Genomic DNA, 20,989 nt, shown 5'->3' on the forward strand with positions numbered 1-20,989 from the left:
TAGAAACAGTAAATGGTGCATCCGGGAGGATTCGAACCTCCGACCGCTCGGTTCGTAGCCGAGTACTCTATCCAGCTGAGCTACGGATGCATCAGGGAACTGCTTTCAGAAATAGTAAATGGTGCATCCGGGAGGATTCGAACCTCCGACCGCTCGGTTCGTAGCCGAGTACTCTATCCAGCTGAGCTACGGATGCATCGGGATTTACTACTGTACTGCTCGATATTCATATCACTTCTAAAGCAATATGAAGTAATAGATGGTGCATCCGGGAGGATTCGAACCTCCGACCGCTCGGTTCGTAGCCGAGTACTCTATCCAGCTGAGCTACGGATGCAAAATGGCGGTGAGGCGGGGATTCGAACCCCGGATGCAGCTTTTGACCGCATACTCCCTTAGCAGGGGAGCGCCTTCAGCCTCTCGGCCACCTCACCACACAACGCCTCTTTCGAGTGCTTCGAGTAACTCGTTAAGAGCTTCTCGTCGCTGCGTGGCGCATATATTACTTTCTGGGACTTATAAGTCAAACAATTTTCCACAACCTTTTATCGTTTGCACAAATCGCACGCAATTCGCATGTAAAAGCCGCAAAGAGGGTGTTTTATAAGCGGATTTTGCAGACATCTTCACAGAAAACTCTTGTGAGAAACACGCAGTCAGGACGAGATAAGAGTGAGGGAGTGGTTAAAAACAGAGCGATTGAAATAGAACGGTAACTTTATGCAGGAAAAATGGCAGGAGGGTTGCGTCTCGCCCGACAGCGAGACGCGACAATATCAGTAACTGGACTGCTGGGATTTTTCAGCCTGGATACGCTGGTAGATCTCTTCACGGTGGACAGATACTTCTTTAGGAGCGTTAACACCAATACGTACCTGGTTACCCTTTACCCCTAAAACTGTCACGGTGACCTCATCCCCAATCATGAGGGTCTCACCAACTCGACGAGTCAGAATCAGCATTCTTTGCTCCTTGAAAGATTAAAAGAGTCGGGTCTCTTGTATCCCGGCATTATCCATCATATAACGCCAAAAAGTAAGCGATGACAAACACGTAAAGTGTAAGCAGTCACGGCATCACATTCTGTTAAACGTAAGTTTAGCCGATATACACAAACTCAACCTGACTTTATCGTTATCGATAGCGCAGTGAACAAGACGCCATAACGTTACCGCTATGGCGTCTGCTTGTGCTTTGTAGTTATTACAGTTTCGCGCTTACCCAGCTTTCAACGCTGGCCAATGCCGCAGGAAGTGCCGCCGCATCCGTACCACCGGCTTGCGCCATGTCCGGACGACCGCCACCTTTGCCACCCACCTGCTGGGCGACCATACCAATCAGTTCCCCTGCTTTGACGCGGTCGGTCACATCCTTAGAGACGCCCGCAATCAGAGAAACCTTACCTTCTGCCACTGTCGCCAGCACGATAACGGTAGAACCAAGCTGGTTCTTGAGATCGTCGACCATAGTGCGCAGCATCTTAGGCTCAACGCCAGCCAGATCGCTGACCAGCAGTTTGACGCCCTTAATGTCTACAGCCTTGCTGGAGAGGTTTGCACTCTCCTGCGCCGCAGCCTGCTCTTTCAGCTGCTGCAGCTCTTTTTCCAGCTGACGCGTGCGATCCAGCGCAACACGAACTTTCTCGCCCAGGTTCTGGCTATCGCCTTTCAGTAGCTGCGCGATGTCGTGCAGCTGATCGCTCTGCGCATGCAGGCTGGCGATTGCGCCTTCACCGGTCACCGCTTCAATACGACGCACACCTGCCGCCGTACCTGATTCGGAAACAATGCGGAACAGGCCGATGTCGCCGGTGCGCGATGCGTGCGTACCGCCACACAGCTCGGTAGAGAAGTCGCCCATGCTCAGCACGCGAACGCGGTCGTCATATTTCTCGCCAAACAGCGCCATCGCACCTTTTTTCTTCGCGTCCTCGAGCTCCATGATGTGGGTCTCGATTGGCAGGTTACGACGGATCTGCGCGTTCACCAGATCTTCCACTGCGCGGATTTCAGACGGTTTCATCGCTTCAAAATGCGAGAAGTCGAAACGCAGCACTTTGTCGTTAACCAGAGAACCTTTCTGTGCAACGTGGGTGCCCAGCACGTCGCGCAGGGCAGCGTGCATCAGGTGGGTTGCAGAGTGGTTCAGACGAATGCGCGCGCGGCGTGCTTCATCAACGTTAGCCTGTACGCCCTCGCCCACTTTCAGAGAACCGGAAACCAGTTTGCCCTGGTGACCAATCGCCTGACCGTATTTCTGGGTGTCGCTGACGCTGAAGCTAAAGCCGTTGCCTTTCAGTTCGCCCTTATCGCCAACCTGGCCGCCGGATTCCGCGTAGAACGGCGTTTTGTCCAGAATGACAACCGCATCCTGACCCGCGCTGATGCTGTCCACGGCTTTACCGTCAACAAACAGGGCGGTCACTTTGCCGGTCAGTTCCAGTGCTTCATAGCCTTTGAATTCGGACGCACCATCAACGCGGATCATCGCGTTATAGTCTGCGCCGAAACCGCTGGATTCACGCGCACGACGACGCTGTTCTTCCATCGCGGCTTCGAAGCCCGCTTCGTCAACTTTGATGTTGCGCTCGCGGCAGACGTCTGCCGTCAGGTCAACCGGGAAGCCGTAGGTGTCGTACAGGCGGAAAGCGGTTTCGCCATCCAGCGTATCGCCTTTAAGCTTCGCCAGCTCTTCGTCCAGCAGCGCCAGACCGCGCTCAAGCGTACGCGCAAACTGCTCTTCTTCGGTTTTCAGTACCTGTTCGACCTGCGCCTGCTGGCGTTTCAGCTCATCACCGGCAGCACCCATCACGCCAATCAGTGGCTCAACGAGTTTATAGAAGAAGGTGTCCTTCGCGCCCAGCATGTTGCCGTGACGGATGGCACGACGAATGATACGACGCAGCACGTAGCCACGGTTTTCATTCGACGGGATAACGCCATCGGCAATCAGGAACGCGCAGGAACGAATGTGGTCTGCGATAACGCGCAGCGATTTGTTGCTGAGGTCGGTCGCACCGGTCACTTCTGCGACGGACTTGATCAGCGTGCTGAACAGGTCGATGTCATAGTTGGAGTTAACGTGCTGCAGCACTGCGGCAATACGTTCCAGACCCATACCGGTATCAACGGACGGCTTCGGCAGCGGCTCCATGGTACCGTCAGCCTGACGGTTGAACTGCATGAAGACGATGTTCCAGATCTCAATGTAGCGGTCGCCATCTTCTTCAGCGCTTCCCGGAGGGGCCGCCCCAGATGTGGTCGCCGTGATCGTAGAAGATCTCGGTGCACGGACCGCAAGGACCGGTATCACCCATCTGCCAGAAGTTGTCAGACGCATAAGGTGCGCCTTTATTATCGCCGATGCGAATAATACGTTCGCGTGGGATACCGACTTCTTTTTCCCAGATTTCGAACGCTTCGTCATCGGTTTCATAAACGGTAACCCACAGACGCTCTTTCGGCAGGTTGAACCAGTTTTCACCGGTCAGCAGTTCCCATGCGTACTGGATAGCATCGTGTTTGAAGTAGTCGCCGAAGCTGAAGTTACCCAGCATTTCGAAGAAAGTATGGTGACGCGCGGTGTAACCGACGTTTTCCAGGTCGTTGTGTTTACCGCCCGCACGCACGCAACGCTGTGAGGTTGTGGCGCGGGAATAATTACGCTTGTCGAGACCAAGGAAAACATCCTTGAACTGGTTCATCCCGGCGTTGGTAAACAGCAGAGTCGGATCATTGTTCGGTACCAGGGAGCTGCTGGCAACAACCTGGTGTCCCTTACTATGGAAAAAGTCGAGAAACGCCTGACGGATCTCAGCGGTGCTCTTGCTCATAATTATCCTGAAATCAAGCTAACGAAATGTCGCAGCAGGTCTGTATCGGTAAACCGTTGGACAGACCAGCTACTGGAAAAAGTGGGAATAAGATAAGTTTTCTTGGGTGGGAAGTAAAATCCCGCATGCGTTCAATCGGCAAAATTACGCCAGATATCCTGAATATCTTCCATCAGAAAGCCGCGGTAGAGCAAAAAGCGTTGGATTTTGACTTTTTCTGAAAATTCACGCGGCAGCGGTTCGCCGTATTTCCGAATCGCCTGTTCTTTTGCCAATTCGCACCAGTCGGTATCGCATTCGCGCATCGCTTTTTCAATCGATTCACGGGCAACCCCTTTCTGGTTCAGCTCCTGCCGAATGCGCGCGGGCCCGTATCCTTTGCGGCCACGGCTGGCAAGAAAGCGGGAAGCAAAGCGCTCGTCGTCAAGATAGTGATGCTCATAGCACCAGGCGATCACGCGGTCGTAATCTTCTGCTGTGGCATCGATTTCTTCCGGTCCGTTTTTGCTCATCACGGGTGCAGACAGTTTTCGCCGTAGCTCTTGTTCGCTGTGGTCACGCACGGCAAGGATGCGCACCGCACGGTCCAGTAAGCGTGCATACGCGGGTCGACGTGATGTGGATTCACTCATAAAAAAAACCTGCAGATTCAGAAATGCAAAAAGGGCCGCATCAGCAGCCCTTCATCTTTACACGAGAGACTTAAAAGTCTTCGTTGGTTTCTTCAGCATCCGCAGCATCCACCACGAAATCAGGTTTGGAGTCCTGGTTATTCAGCAGAAGCTCACGCACCTTCTTCTCAATCTCTTTCGCTGCAGCCGGGTTCTCTTTCAGCCAGGAGATAGCATTCGCTTTACCCTGACCAATCTTGTCGCCGTTGTAGCTGTACCAGGCGCCCGCTTTTTCAATCAGCTTCTCTTTCACGCCCAGGTCAACCAGCTCGCCGAGGAAGTTAATGCCTTCGCCGTAGAGGATCTGGAACTCAGCCTGTTTAAACGGCGCGGCGATTTTGTTCTTCACAACCTTCACGCGGGTTTCGCTACCGACCACGTTCTCGCCCTCTTTCACCGCGCCGATACGGCGGATATCAAGACGGACAGACGCGTAGAATTTCAGGGCGTTACCACCGGTAGTGGTTTCCGGGTTACCGAACATCACACCAATTTTCATACGGATCTGGTTGATGAAGATCAGCAGCGTGTTGGACTGCTTCAGGTTACCGGCCAGCTTACGCATCGCCTGGCTCATCATACGTGCCGCAAGGCCCATGTGAGAGTCACCGATTTCACCTTCGATTTCCGCTTTTGGCGTCAGTGCCGCAACGGAGTCGACGATGATCACGTCAACCGCACCAGAACGCGCCAGCGCGTCACAAATTTCAAGGGCCTGCTCGCCGGTATCCGGCTGGGAACACAGCAGGTTGTCGATATCAACACCCAGTTTACGGGCATAGACAGGGTCCAGCGCGTGCTCAGCATCGATAAACGCACAGGTTTTACCTTCGCGCTGCGCCGCTGCAACAACCTGCAGGGTCAGGGTGGTTTTACCCGAGGATTCCGGTCCGTAGATTTCTACGATACGGCCCATTGGCAAACCGCCAGCGCCCAGTGCGATATCCAGAGAAAGCGAACCGGTGGAGATAGTTTCCACGTCCATGGAACGGTCTTCACCCAGGCGCATGATGGAGCCTTTACCGAATTGCTTTTCGATCTGGCCCAGTGCTGCCGCCAACGCTTTCTGTTTGTTCTCGTCGATAGCCATTATTACTCCTGTCATGCCGGGAGAAGCGACTGCGCTTCACCGTGGATTTCTGTTCTGTTGGTGCAATTATACTGTATGGTCATACAGTATCAAGTATTTTGTAGAAATTGTTGCCAGAGCGTTTTCAATGCGTATTCCGTTGCCTGGCGACGTACGCTTTCGCGGTCGCCGCTGAAGCACTCCCGGCGGGTGATCCCCTCGCCTTTGGCGGTGGCAAACCCAAACCAGACGGTGCCGACAGGCTTCACGTCGCTGCCGCCGTCCGGGCCCGCAATGCCGCTAATGGAAATCGCGTAATCTGCCCGCGCCTCTTTCAGCGCGCCAATGGCCATCTCAATCACCACCGGTTCGCTCACCGCGCCATGCTGTTCGAGCGTCGATTCACGCACGCCAATCATCTGTGCTTTAGCTTCGTTACTGTAGGTCACAAAACCGCGTTCAAACCAGGCGGAACTCCCGGCAATGTCGGTAATCACTTTGGCAACCCAACCGCCAGTACAGGACTCTGCCGTTGTGAGGGTCGCACCACGCTGTTTCAGCGCCAACCCTACCACTTCGCTAAGCTGCATCAATTCATGGTCAGTCATTCTCGCTCCAGGCTTCGGAAAAACGTGCTGCACAAGATAGCACTTTCTCGTTGGATATGGGGATGAGCTTGCGGTTTTACGAGGGGGCTTCAGAAAAAAGCCGATGCAGGCGCACCGGCTCTGGGCATGTTATTTCATGCTGTTCGCAATCGTATCGACATTGTGACGAAACGCCTTAACGTAGGTGTCTGCTACGCCGCCTTTTGACGACAGCGCTTCCGGGTAGAGTTCGCCGCCCGGCTGCGCCCCCGTAGCGCTGGCAATCTGTTTCACCAGTCGCGGGTCAAGCTGGTTTTCCATAAACCAGGTTTTTACGCCGTCGGCTTTAATCTGATTAATGATCTCAGCCACCTGCGCCGCACTGGCCTCGCTCTCTGACGACAGCCCCTGCGGGGCCATAAACGTTACGCCGTAGGCGCGACTGAAATAGCCGAACGCATCATGGCTGGTCAGCACCTTGCGCTTATCCTTCGGGATCGCGCTAAAACGCGTTTTGGTCCAGCTATCCAGCTGGTTAAGCTGTGCGATATAGGGTTTTCCGGAAGCTTCCAGCGCAGCTTTATCTTCCGGGTCAGCTTTCACCAGCCCGTCCAGAATATTTTGTGCATACAGCGCCCCGTTCGCCGCGCTATTCCACGCGTGCGGATCGGTCACGGTTTTTCCCTCTTCCTCAAGCGTGTGGGTTTTCACCCCGGTCGACGCCACCACCAGTTGGCCTTTAAACCCTGAGGCCTTCACCAGCCGGTCGAGCCAGCCCTCCAGCCCCAGGCCGTTGACCACCACCACATCGGCTTTATTCAGCGCCGCGCTGTCTTTCGGTGACGGTTCGAAGGTATGCGGGTCGCCGTCCGGCCCTACCAGCGTCGTCACTTTCACGTGGTCTCCTCCCACTTCCTGAGTCATGTCACCCAATATTGAAAAACTGGTCACCACGTTGAGCGTTTTCGCCATCACACCGTGCGACATCATCCCCAGCGCGAGCGCCACAGCTAACCCTGTACGTTTCATCATTTCCCCTTGCGTTAAAAAAGCGCCCGCAGGCTGCCAGCCAGCCTGCTGCGCGTACCAAATAAAACAGAGATAAAGAACAGCGCGCTGGCGGTGAGCACGATGGATGGCCCCGCAGGCAACCTCGCCGCCCAGGAAAGGCTGAGCCCGAGCCACGCACAGAAAATACCGCTGATGCCCGCCATCAATAACAACCCAGGTAACGTGCGTACCCAGCAGCGTGCTGCCACCGCGGGAAGCATCATCAGCCCGACGGCCATCAGCGTGCCAAGCACCTGAAACCCGGCCACCAGATTAAGCACCAGCAGCGCCAGAAACAGTCCATGCAATAAGCCAGGTAACCCGCGAGCATTCACCTGCAGCCAGGCGGTATCAAAGGCCTCTGTCACCAGCCCGCGATAGAAAATCGCCAGCGTGATAAGCGTGACGATGCATACGCCGGTGACGAACAGCGCGGCGTCGTTGTCCACCGCAAGAATGGAGCCAAACAGCAGATGCAGCAGATCGACATTCGAGCCGCGCAGCGAGACCAGCGTGACGCCCAGCGCCAGCGAGCCAAGATAAAATCCGGCAAAGCTGGCATCTTCTTTGAGCGGCGTGCGGCGGCTGACCAGACCGGCCACCAGCGCCACGGTAATTCCCGCGATAAAACCGCCAATACTCATTGCGAGCAGCGACATCCCGCTGAGCAAATACCCCACGGCGACACCCGGCAAAATCGCGTGAGAAAGCGCATCCCCCATCAGGCTCATCCGACGCAGCTGAAGAAACACGCCGAGCGCGGTGGTGCTGACCGAGAGCGCCAGGCAAACCACCAGCGCGCGGCGCATAAACCCGTATTCGATAAACGGCTGGAAAAATGTATGCCAGATCATGCCACCCTCACCCGTTCGGTTTTCCACTGGGGAACGTCAGCATCCAGCCGTAAGGTTTGCGGGAAGTGGCGCGACACGCGCTCGCTGTCGTGTAAAACCGCGAGCAGCGTTTGCCCCTGCATATACATCTCCAGCATCAGGTCCATCAGCACGTTGCAGGTGGCTTCATCGACCCCGGTAAAGGGTTCATCCAGCATCACCAGCGGCGCCTGCTGCACCAGGACGCGTGCAAACAGCATGCGCTGAAACTGTCCGCCGGAGAGTTCATCGATGGTGGATAACGCCATGGATCCCAGCCCGACGCGCTCAAGCGCGCTGGCAATCCGCAACCGCGTCTCGCGACGAAAACCGGAAAAAAGCGAAATGCCCGGCCAGCAGCCCATGCTTACCACGTCCTGTACGGTCAGCGGAAACTGTGCCTCCAGCGCGTGACGCTGTGCCAGCCAGCCGATTACCGGGCGCTTACCCTGCCAGCGGAAGCCGCCGCTGACGGGAGGAATAAACCCCGCCAGCGTTTTCAGCAGCGTCGATTTCCCGCAGCCGTTAGCGCCGATAATGGCGGTCATGCTCCCCCGTTCGATCACCCCCGAAAAAGGACGCGTAACGGGCTGGCGGTCATAGCCCGCGACCAGTTCGTTCATTACGATCATGGCAATGCCACCGCCCAGCGCACGGCCAGCCCGATAAAGACAACCAGCACCAGCGCCAGCAACAGCCGAACCAGAGCAGACAGAGAAAAAAGGGACGTTGACATTTTGATACCGAATTAAATGTTATAACATAACAATAATGAAAGGCGGTTAAGATGTAAATGGCGGGTTTGAAAAGGGAGTGTGGCGAAATGTTTCTGCAAAATTCCCCTCTCCCGTGGGAGAGGGTCAGGTTGAGGGCATCAGGCCGCACCGTGCATGCAGCCATGCCGGGTGGCGGCGTTGCCTTACCCGGCCTACCCGTCAGAATGACTTACTGACTAAACGGTGACGCCGCCGGGACGCGGGCCTGAGACACCGCCAGCCCCAGCTGCCACACCGCCATTGCGTAGTGGGTACTGTGGTTATAACGGGTAATGGTGTAGAAGTTCGGCATGCCGTACCAGTACTGATACCCGGTTCCCACGTCCAGACGCAGCAGGCTCACCTGCTCGACATTGCCCAGCGGCTGCGTTGGCGTTAAGCCTGCCGCCGTCAGCTGTGCAACGCTGTATTTAGTTTTGAAGCCGTTTTCCAGGCCAAACGCCTCGCCGTTTGCCTGCACCGCAACTTGCCCACCCGGCGTCCAGCCGTGCGCTTTGAAGTAGTTCGCCACGCTGCCGATGGCATCCACCGGATCCCACAGGTTGATGTGACCATCCCCGTTAAAGTCGACGGCATATTGCTTATAGGAAGACGGCATAAACTGGCCGTAGCCCATCGCACCGGCAAACGACCCTTTCAGATCCAGCGGGTCGTCCTGTTCGCTGCGCGCCATCAGCAGGAAGGTTTCCAGCTCGGAAGAGAAGTACTCCGCGCGGCGCGGGTAGTTAAAGGAGAGCGTCGCCAGCGCGTCCAGGATGCGGGTTTTACCCATCACGCGGCCCCAGCGGGTTTCCACGCCGATAATCCCGACGATGATTTCAGGCGGTACGCCGTACACCTGCCACGCGCGGTTGAGCGCATCTTCATACTGATTCCAGAACACCACGCCGTTTTGCACGTTGTCCGGGGTAATAAACTGTTTGCGATAGCGCAGCCACGCGCCGTTTGGCCCGGTCGGCACCTGTGCCGTCGGTGCCTGGCGGTCCATCAGGCGCAGCACGTAGTCCAGACGCTTGGCCTGCGACAAAATTTCGTGCAACTGCTGTCTGTCAAAGCCGTGTTTGCTCACCATTTTATCGATGAACTGTTCGGCCGCCGGGTTATTGGCGAAGTCGCCGCCCATCTGCATCATATTATGCTGCGGCTCCAGCAGGAATCCTCCGGAAGGCGCACCCGCCGTTTGCTGAACGGCTTCGGTCTTAGGTTTGCTACTACAGGCAGACAGCAGAATAAGCGCAGGCAACAGCGCTGCATAACGACGCTTGAACATGAGACATCCATTTAACGGGTTCGATAAGAACCCAGTATGGTAAAGCATCCGCAACACCTCAAGGAAGCGGTACGCACTCCCCCAACGCAAATCCGCGTTTTTTTCCACCGAAAACCATTGACCTCATCAACAAACTTTCAAAATAATCTATTTTTCTTTCATTGTGAGATCTAACTAACACTTTAAAACCTTTCAAAGTGATTATTATTAGCCTGTCAGACAAAAACAAAAAAGCCCCACAGGAGAGAAGAATGATAGAAACCATCACCCACGGCGCCGAGTGGTTCATCGGGCTGTTTCAGAAAGGCGGAGAAGTGTTCACCGGTATGGTGACCGGGATCCTGCCCCTGCTGATCAGCCTGCTGGTGATCATGAACGCGTTGATCAACTTTATCGGCCAGCAGCGCATTGAACGCTTCGCCCAGCGCTGTGCCGGGAATCCGCTGTCCCGCTATCTGGTATTACCGTTCATCGGCACCTTCGTGTTCTGTAACCCGATGACCTTAAGCCTCGGCCGCTTCATGCCGGAAAAGTACAAGCCGAGCTATTACGCCGCCGCCTCCTACAGCTGCCACTCCATGAACGGCCTGTTCCCGCACATTAACCCCGGAGAGCTGTTTGTCTATCTCGGGATCGCCAGCGGTCTCACCACCCTTGGCCTGCCGCTCGGCCCGCTGGCGGTGAGCTATCTGCTGGTCGGCCTGGTCACCAACTTCTTCCGCGGCTGGGTGACGGACCTCACCACCACCATTTTTGAGAAAAAAATGGGCATCCAGCTTGAACAGAAAGTCCATCTTTCAGGAGCCACAGCATGAACCGGATCCGCATTGAGAAAGGCACGGGCGGCTGGGGCGGCCCGCTGGAGTTCGACGCCACCGAAGGCAAAAAGATCGTTTACATCACCGCGGGCACGCGCCCGGCGATCGTCGATAAGCTGCGTGAGCTGACCGGCTGGGAAGCGGTCGACGGCTTCAAAGAGGGCGAGCCGCCGGAAGCAGAAATCGGCGTGGCGGTCATCGACTGCGGCGGGACGCTGCGCTGCGGCATCTATCCGAAGCGTCGCATTCCGACGGTGAATATTCACTCCACCGGAAAATCAGGCCCGCTGGCGCAGTACATCCTTGAAGACATTTATGTCTCGGGCGTGAAGGAGGACAACATCACTCTGGTGAATGGAACTGCCGCGCCGCAAAAAGCGGCACCGCGCGAGTACGACACCAGCAAGAAAATCACCGAGCAGAGCGACGGCCTGCTGGCGAAGGTCGGGATGGGCATGGGTTCCGCTGTGGCGGTGCTGTTCCAGTCCGGGCGCGACACCATCGACACGGTACTGAAAACCATCCTGCCCTTTATGGCGTTCGTCTCGGCGCTGATCGGCATCATCATGGCGTCCGGCCTGGGCGACTGGATTGCCCACGGCCTCGCCCCGCTCGCCAGCCACCCGCTCGGGCTGGTCACGCTGGCGCTGATCTGCTCCTTCCCGCTGCTGTCGCCGTTCCTCGGCCCGGGCGCGGTGATTGCCCAGGTCATCGGCGTGCTGATTGGCGTGCAGATTGGTCTGGGGAACATTCCTCCGCACCTCGCCCTGCCCGCCCTGTTTGCCATTAACGCCCAGGCAGCGTGCGACTTTATCCCCGTTGGGCTGTCGCTGGCCGAAGCGCGCCAGGACACCGTGCGCGTAGGCGTGCCGTCCGTGCTGGTGAGCCGCTTCCTGACGGGCGCACCGACGGTGCTGATTGCCTGGTTTGTCTCCGGCTTTATTTATCAATAAGAGGTTCCTGCGATGACCGTGATTTACCAGACCACCATTACCCGCATCGGCCAGAGCGCAGCCGACGCGCTGAACGACCAGATGCTGATCACCTTCCGCGAAGGCGCCCCGGCAGATATCGAAGAGTTTTGTTTTATCCACTGCCACGGCGAGCTGAACGGTGAGCTGAAGGCAGGAAGCCAGCTGGAGCTGGGCGAAGCGCGCTATGCCGTCACCGCCGTTGGCGACGTGGCCGAGCAAAACCTGCGCGAGCTGGGCCACATCACTCTGCGTTTCGACGGCCAGCCGCAGGCGGAGTATCCCGGTACGGTTCACGTCGCGGGCCCGGTTCCGCAGGCTGTCACCCCAGGCTGCACGTTAAAATTTGTTGCGTAATTAAGGAGATACACATGAGTCAGGTTGCCGTTGTCATTGGTGGGGGACAAACCTTAGGCGAGTTCCTCTGCCGTGGGCTTGCCGCAGAAGGTTACCGCGTGGCGGTAGTGGACATTCAGAGTGAAAAAGCCGCCCGCGTAGCGGATACCATCAACACCGAGTTTGGCGAAGGGATGGCGTACGGGTTTGGTGCCGACGCCACCAGCGAGCAAAGCGTAATGGCGCTAGCCCGCGGCGTGGACGAGATTTTTGGACGTACCGATCTGCTGGTCTACAGCGCGGGGATTGCGAAAGCGGCCTTTATCAGCGATTTCGCGCTGGGGGATTTTGACCGCTCGCTGCAGGTAAACCTGGTGGGCTATTTCCTCTGCGCCCGCGAGTTTTCCCGCCTGATGATCCGCGACGGCATTCAGGGGCGCATCATTCAGATCAACTCAAAATCAGGGAAGGTGGGCAGCAAGCACAACTCCGGCTACAGCGCGGCGAAGTTTGGCGGCGTGGGGCTGACGCAGTCTCTGGCGCTGGATCTGGCCGAGTACGGCATTACCGTGCATTCGCTGATGCTGGGCAACCTGTTGAAATCGCCGATGTTCCAGTCCCTGCTGCCGCAGTACGCCACCAAGCTCGGCATCAAGGCTGAGGAAGTGGAGCAGCACTACATCGATAAAGTGCCGCTGAAGCGCGGGTGCGATTATCAGGACGTGCTGAACATGCTGCTGTTTTACGCCAGCCCGAAAGCCTCGTACTGCACCGGGCAGTCGATTAACGTCACCGGTGGGCAGGTCATGTTCTAAGTCCCTTCCCGGGTGGCGCTGCGCTTACCGGGGCTACAATACCCGTAGGCCGGGTAAGGCGCAGCCGCCACCCGGCATTTAAGGAGTGAAATATGGTAACCGCACTCATCACCGTCGCCGCCCTCGCCTGGCTGTGCCAGATGGCGTTTGGCGGCTGGCAAATCCACCAGTTTAACCGCGCGTTTGATGCCCTGTGCCAGAAAGGTCGCGTCGGGGTCGGGCGTTCCGGCGGACGCTTCAAACCGCGCGTGGTCGTCGCCGTTGCGCTGGATGAAAACAATAACGTCTGCGATTCCCTCATCATGCGCGGTATGACCGTCTTCGCCCGTCCGGTGAAAATCCAGGCAATCAACGGCATTTCGCTGCAGGAATTACGGCCTGATGTGATCTTTCCCCATGATCCACTCTGTCAGAATGCACTATCATTAGCGCTTAATCTGAAACATGGATAATTTCGTTGTGAAAGCTATAGACTTGCGAAATTATCATTTCGCAACCTAAGGAACGAAGCGCCTATGAAACCTCGTCAGCGGCAGGCGGCCATTCTCGAACATCTGCAAAAGCAGGGAAAATGTTCGGTAGAGGATCTGGCCCACTACTTTGACACCACCGGCACGACAATACGCAAGGACCTGGTATTGCTCGAAAACTCTGGCGCCGTCATTCGAACCTACGGCGGCGTGGTGCTCAATAAGGACGAAGCGGACCCGCCTATCGATCACAAAACGCTGATCAATACCCACCAGAAAGCGCTAATTGCCGAAGCTGCCGTAAAATTTATCCAGGACGGTGATTCCATCATTCTGGATGCAGGCAGTACCGTCCTGCAGATGATCCCGCTGCTCAGCCGCTTTAACAACATCACGGTGATGACTAACAGCCTGCACATCGTCAACGCCCTGTCGGAGTTCGACAGCGAGCAGACCATCCTGATGCCCGGCGGCACCTTCCGCAAAAAATCGGCGTCGTTTCACGGCCAGCTGGCGGAGAATGCCTTCGACCACTTCAGCTTTGATAAACTCTTTATGGGCACCGACGGCATCGACCTGAACGCGGGGGTGACGACGTTCAACGAGGTGTTCAGCGTCAGTAAAGCGATGTGCAACGCCGCGCGGGAAGTGATTTTAATGGCAGACTCGTCGAAGTTTGGCCGCAAAAGCCCCAACATTGTCTGTAGCCTTGAAAGCGTTGATAAGCTGATTACCGACGCGGGTATCGACCCGGCGTTCAAGAAAGCGCTGGAAGAGAAAGGAATCGACGTGATCGTAACCGGAGAAAGAGATGAGTGATTTTCTGTTAGAAACGGGCCGCCAGACGCTGATGCTGGAACTGCAGGAAGCCAGCCGCCTGCCGGAACGTCTGGGCGAGGATTTTGTCCGCGCGGCCAACACCATTATCCACTGCGAAGGCAAAGTGATCGTGGCGGGTATCGGTAAATCTGGCCATATCGGCAAAAAGATTGCCGCGACGCTCGCCAGCACCGGCACCCCGGCGTTCTTTGTGCATCCGGCAGAAGCGCTGCATGGCGATCTCGGGATGATTGAAAGCCGCGACGTGATGCTGTTTATCTCCTACTCCGGTTCGGCCAAAGAGCTGGACCTGATTATTCCACGCCTGCAGGAAAAATCGGTCGCCTTGCTGGCGATGACCGGGAAATCCCGTTCGCCGCTGGCGCTGGCCGCCAAAGCGACGCTGGATATTTCCGTTGAGCGTGAAGCCTGTCCGATGCACCTCGCCCCGACCTCCAGCACCGTTAACACCCTGATGATGGGCGACGCGCTGGCAATGGCGGTGATGCAGGCGCGCGGCTTTAACGAAGAAGATTTCGCCCGTTCGCATCCGGCAGGTGCGCTCGGCGCACGCCTGCTCAATAAGGTTCACCACCTGATGCGCACCGACGATGCCATTCCGCAGGTCAAACTCGATACCAGCGTCATGGACGCGATGCTGGAGCTCAGCCGCACCGGTCTGGGGCTGGTTGCGGTCTGCGATGACAACGGGAGCGTCAAGGGCGTGTTCACCGACGGCGACCTGCGCCGCTGGCTGGTGGGCGGCGGCAGGCTGGAAACAAACGTGTCGGACGCCATGACCAAAGGCGGACTGACGCTCAACGCCGAGAGCCGCGCCATTGAAGCCAAAGAGGTGCTGATGAAGCGCAAAATCACCGCCGCTCCGGTGGTGGATGATGCCGGCAGGCTGTGCGGTGCTATCAACCTGCAGGATTTTTATCAGGCCGGAATTATCTAGCCCTTCAGTCCCAGACGCTTCGCCAGCCTGTGCAGGTTGGCGACGTCCATCTCCAGCGCCCGCGCGCACGCCGCCCAGCTGCGGTTGTTCTGCTCCAGCGCGCGGGTAATCATCTGACGCTGAAACGCCTCCGTGGCTTCACGCAGATTTTCATTCGCTATCTCTGGTGCCGCCTGCGCGACAGCCGGTGCGGTTTCATCCTGAAGCGCAAAATGCCGCGCGTGGATCACTACCTCGTCACCCGAGCGCGTCGCCCGCGCCAGCACCACCGCGCGGTGGATCGCATGCTCCAGCTCGCGCACGTTGCCTGGCCAGCCGTAGCTCAGCAGATGCGACCTCGCCCCTGGGCTCAGCACCACGCGGGAAAGCCCCATCCTGAGACGGCACTGCTCGCAGAAAAAGCCCGCCAGCAGCAACACGTCGTCCCCGCGCTCGCGCAGCGGCGGCACGGTAAGCGGGAACACGCTCAGGCGGTGGAACAGGTCGGCGCGGAACTGCCCTGCCAGCACCGCTTCGCGCAGGTCCCGGTTGGTTGCCGCCAGCACGCGCACGTTCACTCTGTGACTGCGGTCATCCCCTACGCGTTGAATGTCGCCGTACTGCAACACGCGCAGCAGCTTGGCCTGCAGCGACAGGGAAAGCTCGCCGATTTCATCCAGAAACAGCGTGCCGTTATCCGCCATTTCAAACTTGCCGCTGCGGTTGCTGATGGCCCCGGTAAACGCCCCTTTAACGTGACCAAACAGCTCGCTTTCCGCCACGCTCTCCGGCAGCGCGGCGCAGTTGAGGTACACCAGCGGGTTCACCGCGCGCGGCGAGGCTTCGTGAATGGACTTCGCGACCAGCTCCTTGCCGGTGCCGGTTTCCCCGAAGATCAGCACGTTCAGGTCGGAGGCGGCAACAATCTCAATCTCTTTTTTGAGCTGCGCCATGCCCGGAGAAAGGCCGATCATCTCCGTGTGCGTTACCTGCTCAAACGCCGCCGGGCTGCCGGGAAGAATGTTCTGGCTCTCCAGCTGTTCAATCAGCAGGGCATTGTTCAGCGCCCCGGCGGCCAAGGCGGCAATCAGGCGCAGCTCTTCATCGCTAAAGGTGTCGAACTGGTCCGGCGACAGGCCGTCGAGGGTCAGTGCGCCAATCAGGTTTTGTCCGGCAAACAGCGGCAGGCCGATACAGGCGTGCACCTTCAGGCTCTCCTGTCCGGGAATAAGCCCGTCGTACGGGTCAGGCAAATCGCTGTCCGCCGGGAAGCGCACCACGTCACCCGCGCGGGCGATAGTTTCCAGACGCGGATGGCCTTCAAGGGTAAAACGCCGCCCGAGCACGTCCTTCGCCAGCCCGTCGATAGCCAGAGGAATAAACTGCCGCCCTTCATAGCGCAGCAGCGCCGAGGCGTCACACGCCAGCACGTGGCGCAGCGTGGAGATCAGCCGCTGAAAGCGGTCCTGATGGCCGATACCGGTTTGCAGCTCAATGGCGATCTTCGCCAGTACGTCGACGGAAAAGCTCATAGTGACCTCGCTGTCATTTTGACAATGCATGTTGTCATATTGACACTGATTTTAATAGTCATAATGACTACCCATTACGGATCATAAAAATTTTTATCAAACAAAATCAACACATTAAAAGTTGGCACGCAACTTGATATAGGCAAACCATCTTATTTGAAAATGCTGTATTACGTAGAGGTTGCTATGTCTATACTGGTTAAAAATAACATTCATTGGGTCGGTCAACGTGACTGGGAAGTGCGCGATTTCCACGGGACGGAATACAAAACGCTGCGCGGCAGCAGCTACAACAGCTATCTCATCCGCGAAGGAAAAAACGTGCTGATCGATACCGTCGATCACAAGTTCAGCCGCGAGTTCGTGCAGAACCTGCGCAGTGAAATCGACCTGGACGCCATCGACTACATCATCATCAATCATGCGGAAGAAGATCACGCCGGCGCGCTGACCGAGCTGATGTCTTACATTCCGAACACGCCGATCTACTGCACCACCAACGCCATCGACTCGATCAACGGCCACCATCACCATCCGGAGTGGAACTTCCATACCGTGAAAACCGGCGACGCGCTGGATATCGGCAACGGCAAACAGCTGATCTTCGTGGAAACCCCGATGCTGCACTGGCCGGACAGCATGATGACCTACATGACCGGCGACGCGGTGCTGTTCAGCAACGACGCCTTCGGCCAGCACTACTGCGACGAGCGCCTGTTCAACGACGAAGTGGACCAGACCGAGCTGTTCGAGCAGTGCCAACGCTACTACGCCAACATCCTGACGCCGTTCAGCCGCCTGGTGACGCCAAAAATTACCGAAATCCTCGGATTTAACCTGCCGGTGGACATGATTGCCACCTCCCACGGCGTGGTGTGGCGTGAGAACCCGACCCAGATCGTCGAGCTGTACCTGAAGTGGGCGGCGGACTATCAGGAAGACCGCATCACGATCTTCTACGACACCATGTCCAACAACACCCGCATGATGGCGGACGCCATTGCCCAGGGCATCAACGAAGTTGACCCGAACGTGGCGGTGAAAATCTTCAACGTGGCGCGCAGCGATAAGAACGAGGTATTGACCAACGTGTTCCGCTCTAAGGGCGTGCTGGTGGGCACTTCCACCATGAATAACGTAATGATGCCGAAAATTGCCGGCCTGGTGGAAGAGATGACCGGCCTGCGTTTTCGCAACAAGCGCGCCAGCGCCTTTGGCTCCCACGGCTGGAGCGGCGGCGCGGTAGACCGTCTCTCCACCCGTTTACAGGATGCCGGTTTTGAAATGTCCCTGAGCCTGAAGGCGAAATGGCGTCCGGATATCGACGCGCTTGAGATCTGCCGCCAGCACGGTCGCGACATTGCCCGTCAGTGGGCGCTCGCTCCGCTGCCGGAAGTGACGGCAAAACCAACCAAACAGCAGGAAGCCTGCGCCTGTGCCGCCGCGGCGGCCGCCGATCTCGGCCCGCGCATGCAGTGCAGCGTCTGCCAGTGGATTTACGATCCTGAACTGGGCGAACCGCTGCAGGATGTTGCCCCGGGCACGCCGTGGCGCGACGTGCCGGACAACTTCCTCTGCCCGGAATGTTCACTCGGTAAGGACGTCTTTGACGAACTGGGTACGGAGGCAAAATGAGCAACGGTATCGTCATCATCGGCTCGGGCTTTGCCGCCCGCCAGCTGGTGAAAAACATCCGCAAGCAGGATGCCAGCGTGCCGCTGACGGTGATTGCCGCCGACAGCATGGACGAGTACAACAAGCCTGATTTAAGCCACGTCATTAGCCAGAATCAGCGCGCCGAAGACCTCACCCGCCAGACGGCGGGGGAGTTCGCAGAGCAGTTTAACCTGCGTCTGTTCCCGTACACCTGGGTCACCGATATCGACGCCGATGCCCGCGTAGTGAAAGCGAAAGAGAAAACCTGGCAGTACGACAAGCTGGTGCTGGCCACGGGTGCCTCTGCGTTTGTGCCGCCGATTGAAGGCCGCGAGCTGATGATCACGCTCAACAGCCAGCAGGAGTACCAGGCCAGCGAAACGGGGCTTCGCGACGCTCAGCGGGTAATGATTGTCGGCGGCGGGCTGATCGGCACCGAGCTGGCGATGGATTTCTGCCGGGCGGGCAAATCCGTCACCCTGGTTGACCACGCGGCGAGCATTCTGTCGGCGCTGATGCCCGCAGAAGTAAGCAGTCGCTTACAGCATCGCCTGACCGACATGGGCGTGCATCTGCTGTTGAAATCGCAGCTGCACAGCCTGAGCAAAACCGAAGGCGGCATTCGTGCCACGCTCGACCGCAACCGCAGCGTTGAGGTGGATGTGGTTATTGCGGCGACGGGCCTGCGCCCGGAAACCGCGCTGGCGCATCGCGCAGGTGCCGAAACAGGCCGTGGCGTGAAGGTAAATAGCGACCTGCAAACCACGCAGCCGGATATTTACGCCCTGGGCGACTGCGCTGAAATTAACGGTCAGGTGCTGCCCTTTTTACAGCCAATTCAATTAAGCGCGATGTATCTGGCGAAAAACCTGCTCGGCGGCAGCGCGCCGCTGAAATTACCCGCCATGCTGGTTAAAGTAAAAACGCCGGAATTACCGCTGCACCTTGCCGGTGAAACGCAGCGTCAGGATCTGAACTGGCAAATTACCCTCGGACCGCAGGGAATGGTCGCGCGCGGTGCCGATAATGAGGGTCAACTACGCGCTTTTGTCGTCAGTGAAGACCGGATGAAGGAGGCTTTCGCCCTGCTGAAATCGCTACCTGCTTAACCCTCGTATTGCCGGGTGGCGCTCCGCTTACCCGGCCTACAGCACGACCACGCTTACTTAACCTTTGGATTTAATTATCCACCGCCCCGATGTCCCGGGGCTTTTTTTTACGCACCCTATTCATCAAATAAATACAAAACAGGTATATCATCGCTATCAATCCCTTATTTATTATTTCCATTAATACTTAACTGCGAAATAGCTTAAAAGCATCTCCTTTTTTATTATTCGCATCCGGTTCAGCCGGAGACAAATCATGGCGACTTTTCATAAAGAACTCAATTATCTTTCTCGCTATTTCAAAGAGGCGGCATGCTGAGCACATTTTATTTCGCTGACTTTAATTAATTCCGGAGGCGCGAAAAGCCGCGCCTGCTCAGGAACGCACCACCAGCGCGTCGTAGCCGCGCCAGCGGTAGTTGACCATGGAGATCAGCCAGCAGGCAACGAACAACCCGACCACCACAAACCCGGCGTTGCCAAGATTATCGTTTACCGCACCAATCAGATCCCAGACGCCGCCGCTGAGGGCGAATTTGTCCATCAGCAGGCCCAGCGCTTCCAGCCCGCCGATAAACAGCGCCACCACCACGGAGGTGCCGGTGATGGTCATGTTGTAGTAGAGCTTGCGCTGCGGCTTGTTAAACGCCCAGCCGTAGGCACCGACCATCAGCAGGTTGTCGAGGGTATCCACCAGCGCCATGCCGCTGGCGAAGAGCGCCGGGAAGATCATGATTGACCACACCGACATCCCGCTGGAGGCGCTGGCAGCAGAGATCCCCAGCACGCCAATCTCGGTGGCCGTGTCAAAGCCGAGGCCAAATAGGAAACCAACCAGGTACATCTGCCAGCTTTTATTCACCAGGCGGAAGGTTTTGCCGAACAGCCAGTTCATAACGCCGCCCTGGGCAGGTAGCGTGATGTCGCCCTGCACGGGCCTGCCGTGTTTCAACGCCTGAAAACTGCGCCAGACGCCGCGCAGGATCACCATGTTCACCAGCGCCATCGCCAGCAGGAAGGTCGCCGACACCGCCGTGCCAATCAGGCTGCCAGTTTCGTGGAACCATTCCATGTTTTTCTGAAACGCCGTCGCGGTAGCGGCGATAGCAATCGAGGCCAGCACCACGATGGTGGAGTGCCCCAGCGAGAACCACGCCCCCACGCCGGACGGGCGTTTGCCCTGCTGCATCATCTTACGCGTCACGGTATCAATCGCGGCGATGTGGTCGGCGTCCACCGCGTGACGCAGCCCGTAGCACCACGCCAGCAGGCTGGCGGCCATCAGCGCCGTGCTGCCGCTAAAGGCGTGCCATGCCCATCCCCAGGCCAGCAGGTTTGCCATTACCAGGGCCAGCAGCAGAAGCGCGGCGCGAGGTTCATTGCGTAAGAGTCGTAACAT

General features: G+C 57.3%; 19 protein-coding genes, 4 tRNA genes and 1 pseudogene. 9 read left to right on the forward strand and 15 right to left on the reverse strand.

Features of this window, described 5'->3' with window-relative positions:
• Window positions 1–13: 13 nt before the first annotated feature.
• The 13 genes and pseudogenes from EXW94_RS21810 to mltB form a co-directional block, all read right to left on the reverse strand.
• Window positions 14–90: transfer RNA gene (locus tag EXW94_RS21810), tRNA-Arg, on the reverse strand.
• A 29-nt stretch (window positions 91–119) separates the two neighbouring features.
• Window positions 120–196: transfer RNA gene (locus EXW94_RS21815), tRNA-Arg, on the reverse strand.
• Between the two features lie 64 nt (window positions 197–260).
• Window positions 261–337: transfer RNA gene (locus EXW94_RS21820), tRNA-Arg, on the reverse strand.
• Window positions 338–341: 4 nt separating this feature from the next.
• Window positions 342–434 (reverse strand) — tRNA-Ser (locus EXW94_RS21825).
• Between the two features lie 342 nt (window positions 435–776).
• Complete coding sequence (gene csrA, locus EXW94_RS21830) at window positions 777–962, reverse strand: carbon storage regulator CsrA (protein ID WP_000906486.1); 186 nt, start codon at window positions 960–962, stop codon at window positions 777–779.
• Between the two features lie 241 nt (window positions 963–1,203).
• Window positions 1,204–3,832: pseudogene (gene alaS / locus EXW94_RS21835) on the reverse strand (alanine--tRNA ligase).
• 131 nt (window positions 3,833–3,963) lie between these two features.
• Window positions 3,964–4,464 (reverse strand): recombination regulator RecX, encoded by a 501-nt coding sequence (gene recX / locus EXW94_RS21840; protein WP_174340990.1) that lies wholly within the window; start codon window positions 4,462–4,464, stop codon window positions 3,964–3,966.
• A 70-nt stretch (window positions 4,465–4,534) separates the two neighbouring features.
• Window positions 4,535–5,593: a recombinase RecA gene (gene recA / locus EXW94_RS21845; RefSeq protein ID WP_028014189.1), complete on the reverse strand. Its 1,059-nt coding sequence runs from the start codon at window positions 5,591–5,593 to the stop codon at window positions 4,535–4,537.
• 89 nt (window positions 5,594–5,682) lie between these two features.
• Entirely contained in the window at window positions 5,683–6,180 is a 498-nt protein-coding gene (pncC, locus tag EXW94_RS21850) for a nicotinamide-nucleotide amidase (protein ID WP_042713547.1), read from the reverse strand.
• Window positions 6,181–6,309: 129 nt separating this feature from the next.
• A complete protein-coding gene (locus tag EXW94_RS21855) occupies window positions 6,310–7,188 on the reverse strand; it encodes a metal ABC transporter substrate-binding protein (RefSeq protein ID WP_108416416.1) in 879 nt (292 codons plus the stop codon).
• Between the two features lie 14 nt (window positions 7,189–7,202).
• Window positions 7,203–8,063 (reverse strand): metal ABC transporter permease, encoded by an 861-nt coding sequence (locus EXW94_RS21860; protein ID WP_108416415.1) that lies wholly within the window; start codon window positions 8,061–8,063, stop codon window positions 7,203–7,205.
• Window positions 8,060–8,713, reverse strand: coding sequence for a metal ABC transporter ATP-binding protein (locus EXW94_RS21865; RefSeq protein WP_174340991.1), 654 nt, complete (start codon window positions 8,711–8,713; stop codon window positions 8,060–8,062). The genes EXW94_RS21860 and EXW94_RS21865 overlap by 4 nt, the downstream gene beginning before the upstream one ends.
• 313 nt (window positions 8,714–9,026) lie before the next feature.
• Window positions 9,027–10,127, reverse strand: a complete 1,101-nt coding sequence (gene mltB / locus EXW94_RS21870) for a lytic murein transglycosylase B (RefSeq protein WP_174340992.1) — start codon at window positions 10,125–10,127, stop codon at window positions 9,027–9,029.
• Window positions 10,128–10,378: 251 nt separating this feature from the next.
• Between mltB and srlA the strand changes: the two genes are divergently transcribed.
• From srlA to gutQ, 7 genes are all read left to right on the forward strand, one after another.
• Window positions 10,379–10,942 carry a PTS glucitol/sorbitol transporter subunit IIC gene (gene srlA / locus EXW94_RS21875; RefSeq protein ID WP_010434421.1) on the forward strand — a complete coding sequence of 188 codons (564 nt, stop codon included), beginning with the start codon at window positions 10,379–10,381 and terminating at the stop codon, window positions 10,940–10,942.
• Complete coding sequence (locus EXW94_RS21880) at window positions 10,939–11,898, forward strand: PTS glucitol/sorbitol transporter subunit IIB (protein ID WP_047348068.1); 960 nt, start codon at window positions 10,939–10,941, stop codon at window positions 11,896–11,898. Before srlA ends, EXW94_RS21880 begins: the two co-directional genes overlap by 4 nt.
• Window positions 11,899–11,910: 12 nt before the next feature.
• Complete coding sequence (srlB, locus tag EXW94_RS21885) at window positions 11,911–12,273, forward strand: PTS glucitol/sorbitol transporter subunit IIA (RefSeq protein ID WP_089601265.1); 363 nt, start codon at window positions 11,911–11,913, stop codon at window positions 12,271–12,273.
• A gap of 14 nt (window positions 12,274–12,287) precedes the next feature.
• Window positions 12,288–13,067, forward strand: a complete 780-nt coding sequence (gene srlD, locus EXW94_RS21890; RefSeq protein ID WP_108416411.1) for a sorbitol-6-phosphate dehydrogenase — start codon at window positions 12,288–12,290, stop codon at window positions 13,065–13,067.
• Window positions 13,068–13,159: 92 nt separating this feature from the next.
• Window positions 13,160–13,519 (forward strand): transcriptional regulator GutM, encoded by a 360-nt coding sequence (gene gutM, locus EXW94_RS21895; protein WP_010434428.1) that lies wholly within the window; start codon window positions 13,160–13,162, stop codon window positions 13,517–13,519.
• Between the two features lie 63 nt (window positions 13,520–13,582).
• Window positions 13,583–14,356, forward strand: a complete 774-nt coding sequence (locus EXW94_RS21900; protein WP_010434430.1) for a DNA-binding transcriptional repressor — start codon at window positions 13,583–13,585, stop codon at window positions 14,354–14,356.
• Window positions 14,349–15,314 carry an arabinose-5-phosphate isomerase GutQ gene (gutQ, locus tag EXW94_RS21905; protein ID WP_029742068.1) on the forward strand — a complete coding sequence of 322 codons (966 nt, stop codon included), beginning with the start codon at window positions 14,349–14,351 and terminating at the stop codon, window positions 15,312–15,314. The genes EXW94_RS21900 and gutQ overlap by 8 nt, the downstream gene beginning before the upstream one ends.
• Here the strand turns inward: gutQ and norR are convergent.
• On the reverse strand, window positions 15,311–16,825 hold the full coding sequence (norR, locus tag EXW94_RS21910; RefSeq protein WP_174340993.1) for a nitric oxide reductase transcriptional regulator NorR: 1,515 nt from the start codon (window positions 16,823–16,825) through the stop codon (window positions 15,311–15,313). The genes gutQ and norR overlap by 4 nt on opposite strands.
• A gap of 186 nt (window positions 16,826–17,011) precedes the next feature.
• Between norR and norV the strand changes: the two genes are divergently transcribed.
• Window positions 17,012–18,460: an anaerobic nitric oxide reductase flavorubredoxin gene (gene norV / locus EXW94_RS21915; RefSeq protein ID WP_174340994.1), complete on the forward strand. Its 1,449-nt coding sequence runs from the start codon at window positions 17,012–17,014 to the stop codon at window positions 18,458–18,460.
• Window positions 18,457–19,590: an NADH:flavorubredoxin reductase NorW gene (norW, locus tag EXW94_RS21920; protein ID WP_174340995.1), complete on the forward strand. Its 1,134-nt coding sequence runs from the start codon at window positions 18,457–18,459 to the stop codon at window positions 19,588–19,590. The genes norV and norW overlap by 4 nt, the downstream gene beginning before the upstream one ends.
• A 376-nt stretch (window positions 19,591–19,966) precedes the next feature.
• Here the strand turns inward: norW and EXW94_RS21925 are convergent, their stop codons facing one another.
• Window positions 19,967–20,989: a HoxN/HupN/NixA family nickel/cobalt transporter gene (locus EXW94_RS21925; protein ID WP_010434446.1), complete on the reverse strand. Its 1,023-nt coding sequence runs from the start codon at window positions 20,987–20,989 to the stop codon at window positions 19,967–19,969.

The sequence above is a fragment of the Enterobacter sp. JMULE2 genome (genome assembly GCF_013337145.1).
Taxonomy (GTDB): domain Bacteria; phylum Pseudomonadota; class Gammaproteobacteria; order Enterobacterales; family Enterobacteriaceae; genus Enterobacter; species Enterobacter mori.

Bases quoted from the DNA above. Each gene is read 5' to 3' on its own strand.
- recX (WP_174340990.1), bottom strand. From the start codon at position 4,464: ATGAGTGAATCCACATCACGTCGACCCGCGTATGCACGCTTACTGGAC.
- gutM (WP_010434428.1), top strand. From the start codon at position 13,160: ATGGTAACCGCACTCATCACCGTCGCCGCCCTCGCCTGGCTGTGCCAG.
- srlA (WP_010434421.1), top strand. From the start codon at position 10,379: ATGATAGAAACCATCACCCACGGCGCCGAGTGGTTCATCGGGCTGTTT.
- pncC (WP_042713547.1), bottom strand. From the start codon at position 6,180: ATGACTGACCATGAATTGATGCAGCTTAGCGAAGTGGTAGGGTTGGCG.
- EXW94_RS21925 (WP_010434446.1), bottom strand. From the start codon at position 20,989: ATGTTACGACTCTTACGCAATGAACCTCGCGCCGCGCTTCTGCTGCTG.
- mltB (WP_174340992.1), bottom strand. From the start codon at position 10,127: ATGTTCAAGCGTCGTTATGCAGCGCTGTTGCCTGCGCTTATTCTGCTG.
- EXW94_RS21900 (WP_010434430.1), top strand. From the start codon at position 13,583: ATGAAACCTCGTCAGCGGCAGGCGGCCATTCTCGAACATCTGCAAAAG.
- norV (WP_174340994.1), top strand. From the start codon at position 17,012: ATGTCTATACTGGTTAAAAATAACATTCATTGGGTCGGTCAACGTGAC.
- EXW94_RS21880 (WP_047348068.1), top strand. From the start codon at position 10,939: ATGAACCGGATCCGCATTGAGAAAGGCACGGGCGGCTGGGGCGGCCCG.
- EXW94_RS21865 (WP_174340991.1), bottom strand. From the start codon at position 8,713: ATGATCGTAATGAACGAACTGGTCGCGGGCTATGACCGCCAGCCCGTT.
- EXW94_RS21855 (WP_108416416.1), bottom strand. From the start codon at position 7,188: ATGAAACGTACAGGGTTAGCTGTGGCGCTCGCGCTGGGGATGATGTCG.
- gutQ (WP_029742068.1), top strand. From the start codon at position 14,349: ATGAGTGATTTTCTGTTAGAAACGGGCCGCCAGACGCTGATGCTGGAA.
- csrA (WP_000906486.1), bottom strand. From the start codon at position 962: ATGCTGATTCTGACTCGTCGAGTTGGTGAGACCCTCATGATTGGGGAT.
- recA (WP_028014189.1), bottom strand. From the start codon at position 5,593: ATGGCTATCGACGAGAACAAACAGAAAGCGTTGGCGGCAGCACTGGGC.
- EXW94_RS21860 (WP_108416415.1), bottom strand. From the start codon at position 8,063: ATGATCTGGCATACATTTTTCCAGCCGTTTATCGAATACGGGTTTATG.
- norR (WP_174340993.1), bottom strand. From the start codon at position 16,825: ATGAGCTTTTCCGTCGACGTACTGGCGAAGATCGCCATTGAGCTGCAA.
- srlD (WP_108416411.1), top strand. From the start codon at position 12,288: ATGAGTCAGGTTGCCGTTGTCATTGGTGGGGGACAAACCTTAGGCGAG.
- srlB (WP_089601265.1), top strand. From the start codon at position 11,911: ATGACCGTGATTTACCAGACCACCATTACCCGCATCGGCCAGAGCGCA.
- norW (WP_174340995.1), top strand. From the start codon at position 18,457: ATGAGCAACGGTATCGTCATCATCGGCTCGGGCTTTGCCGCCCGCCAG.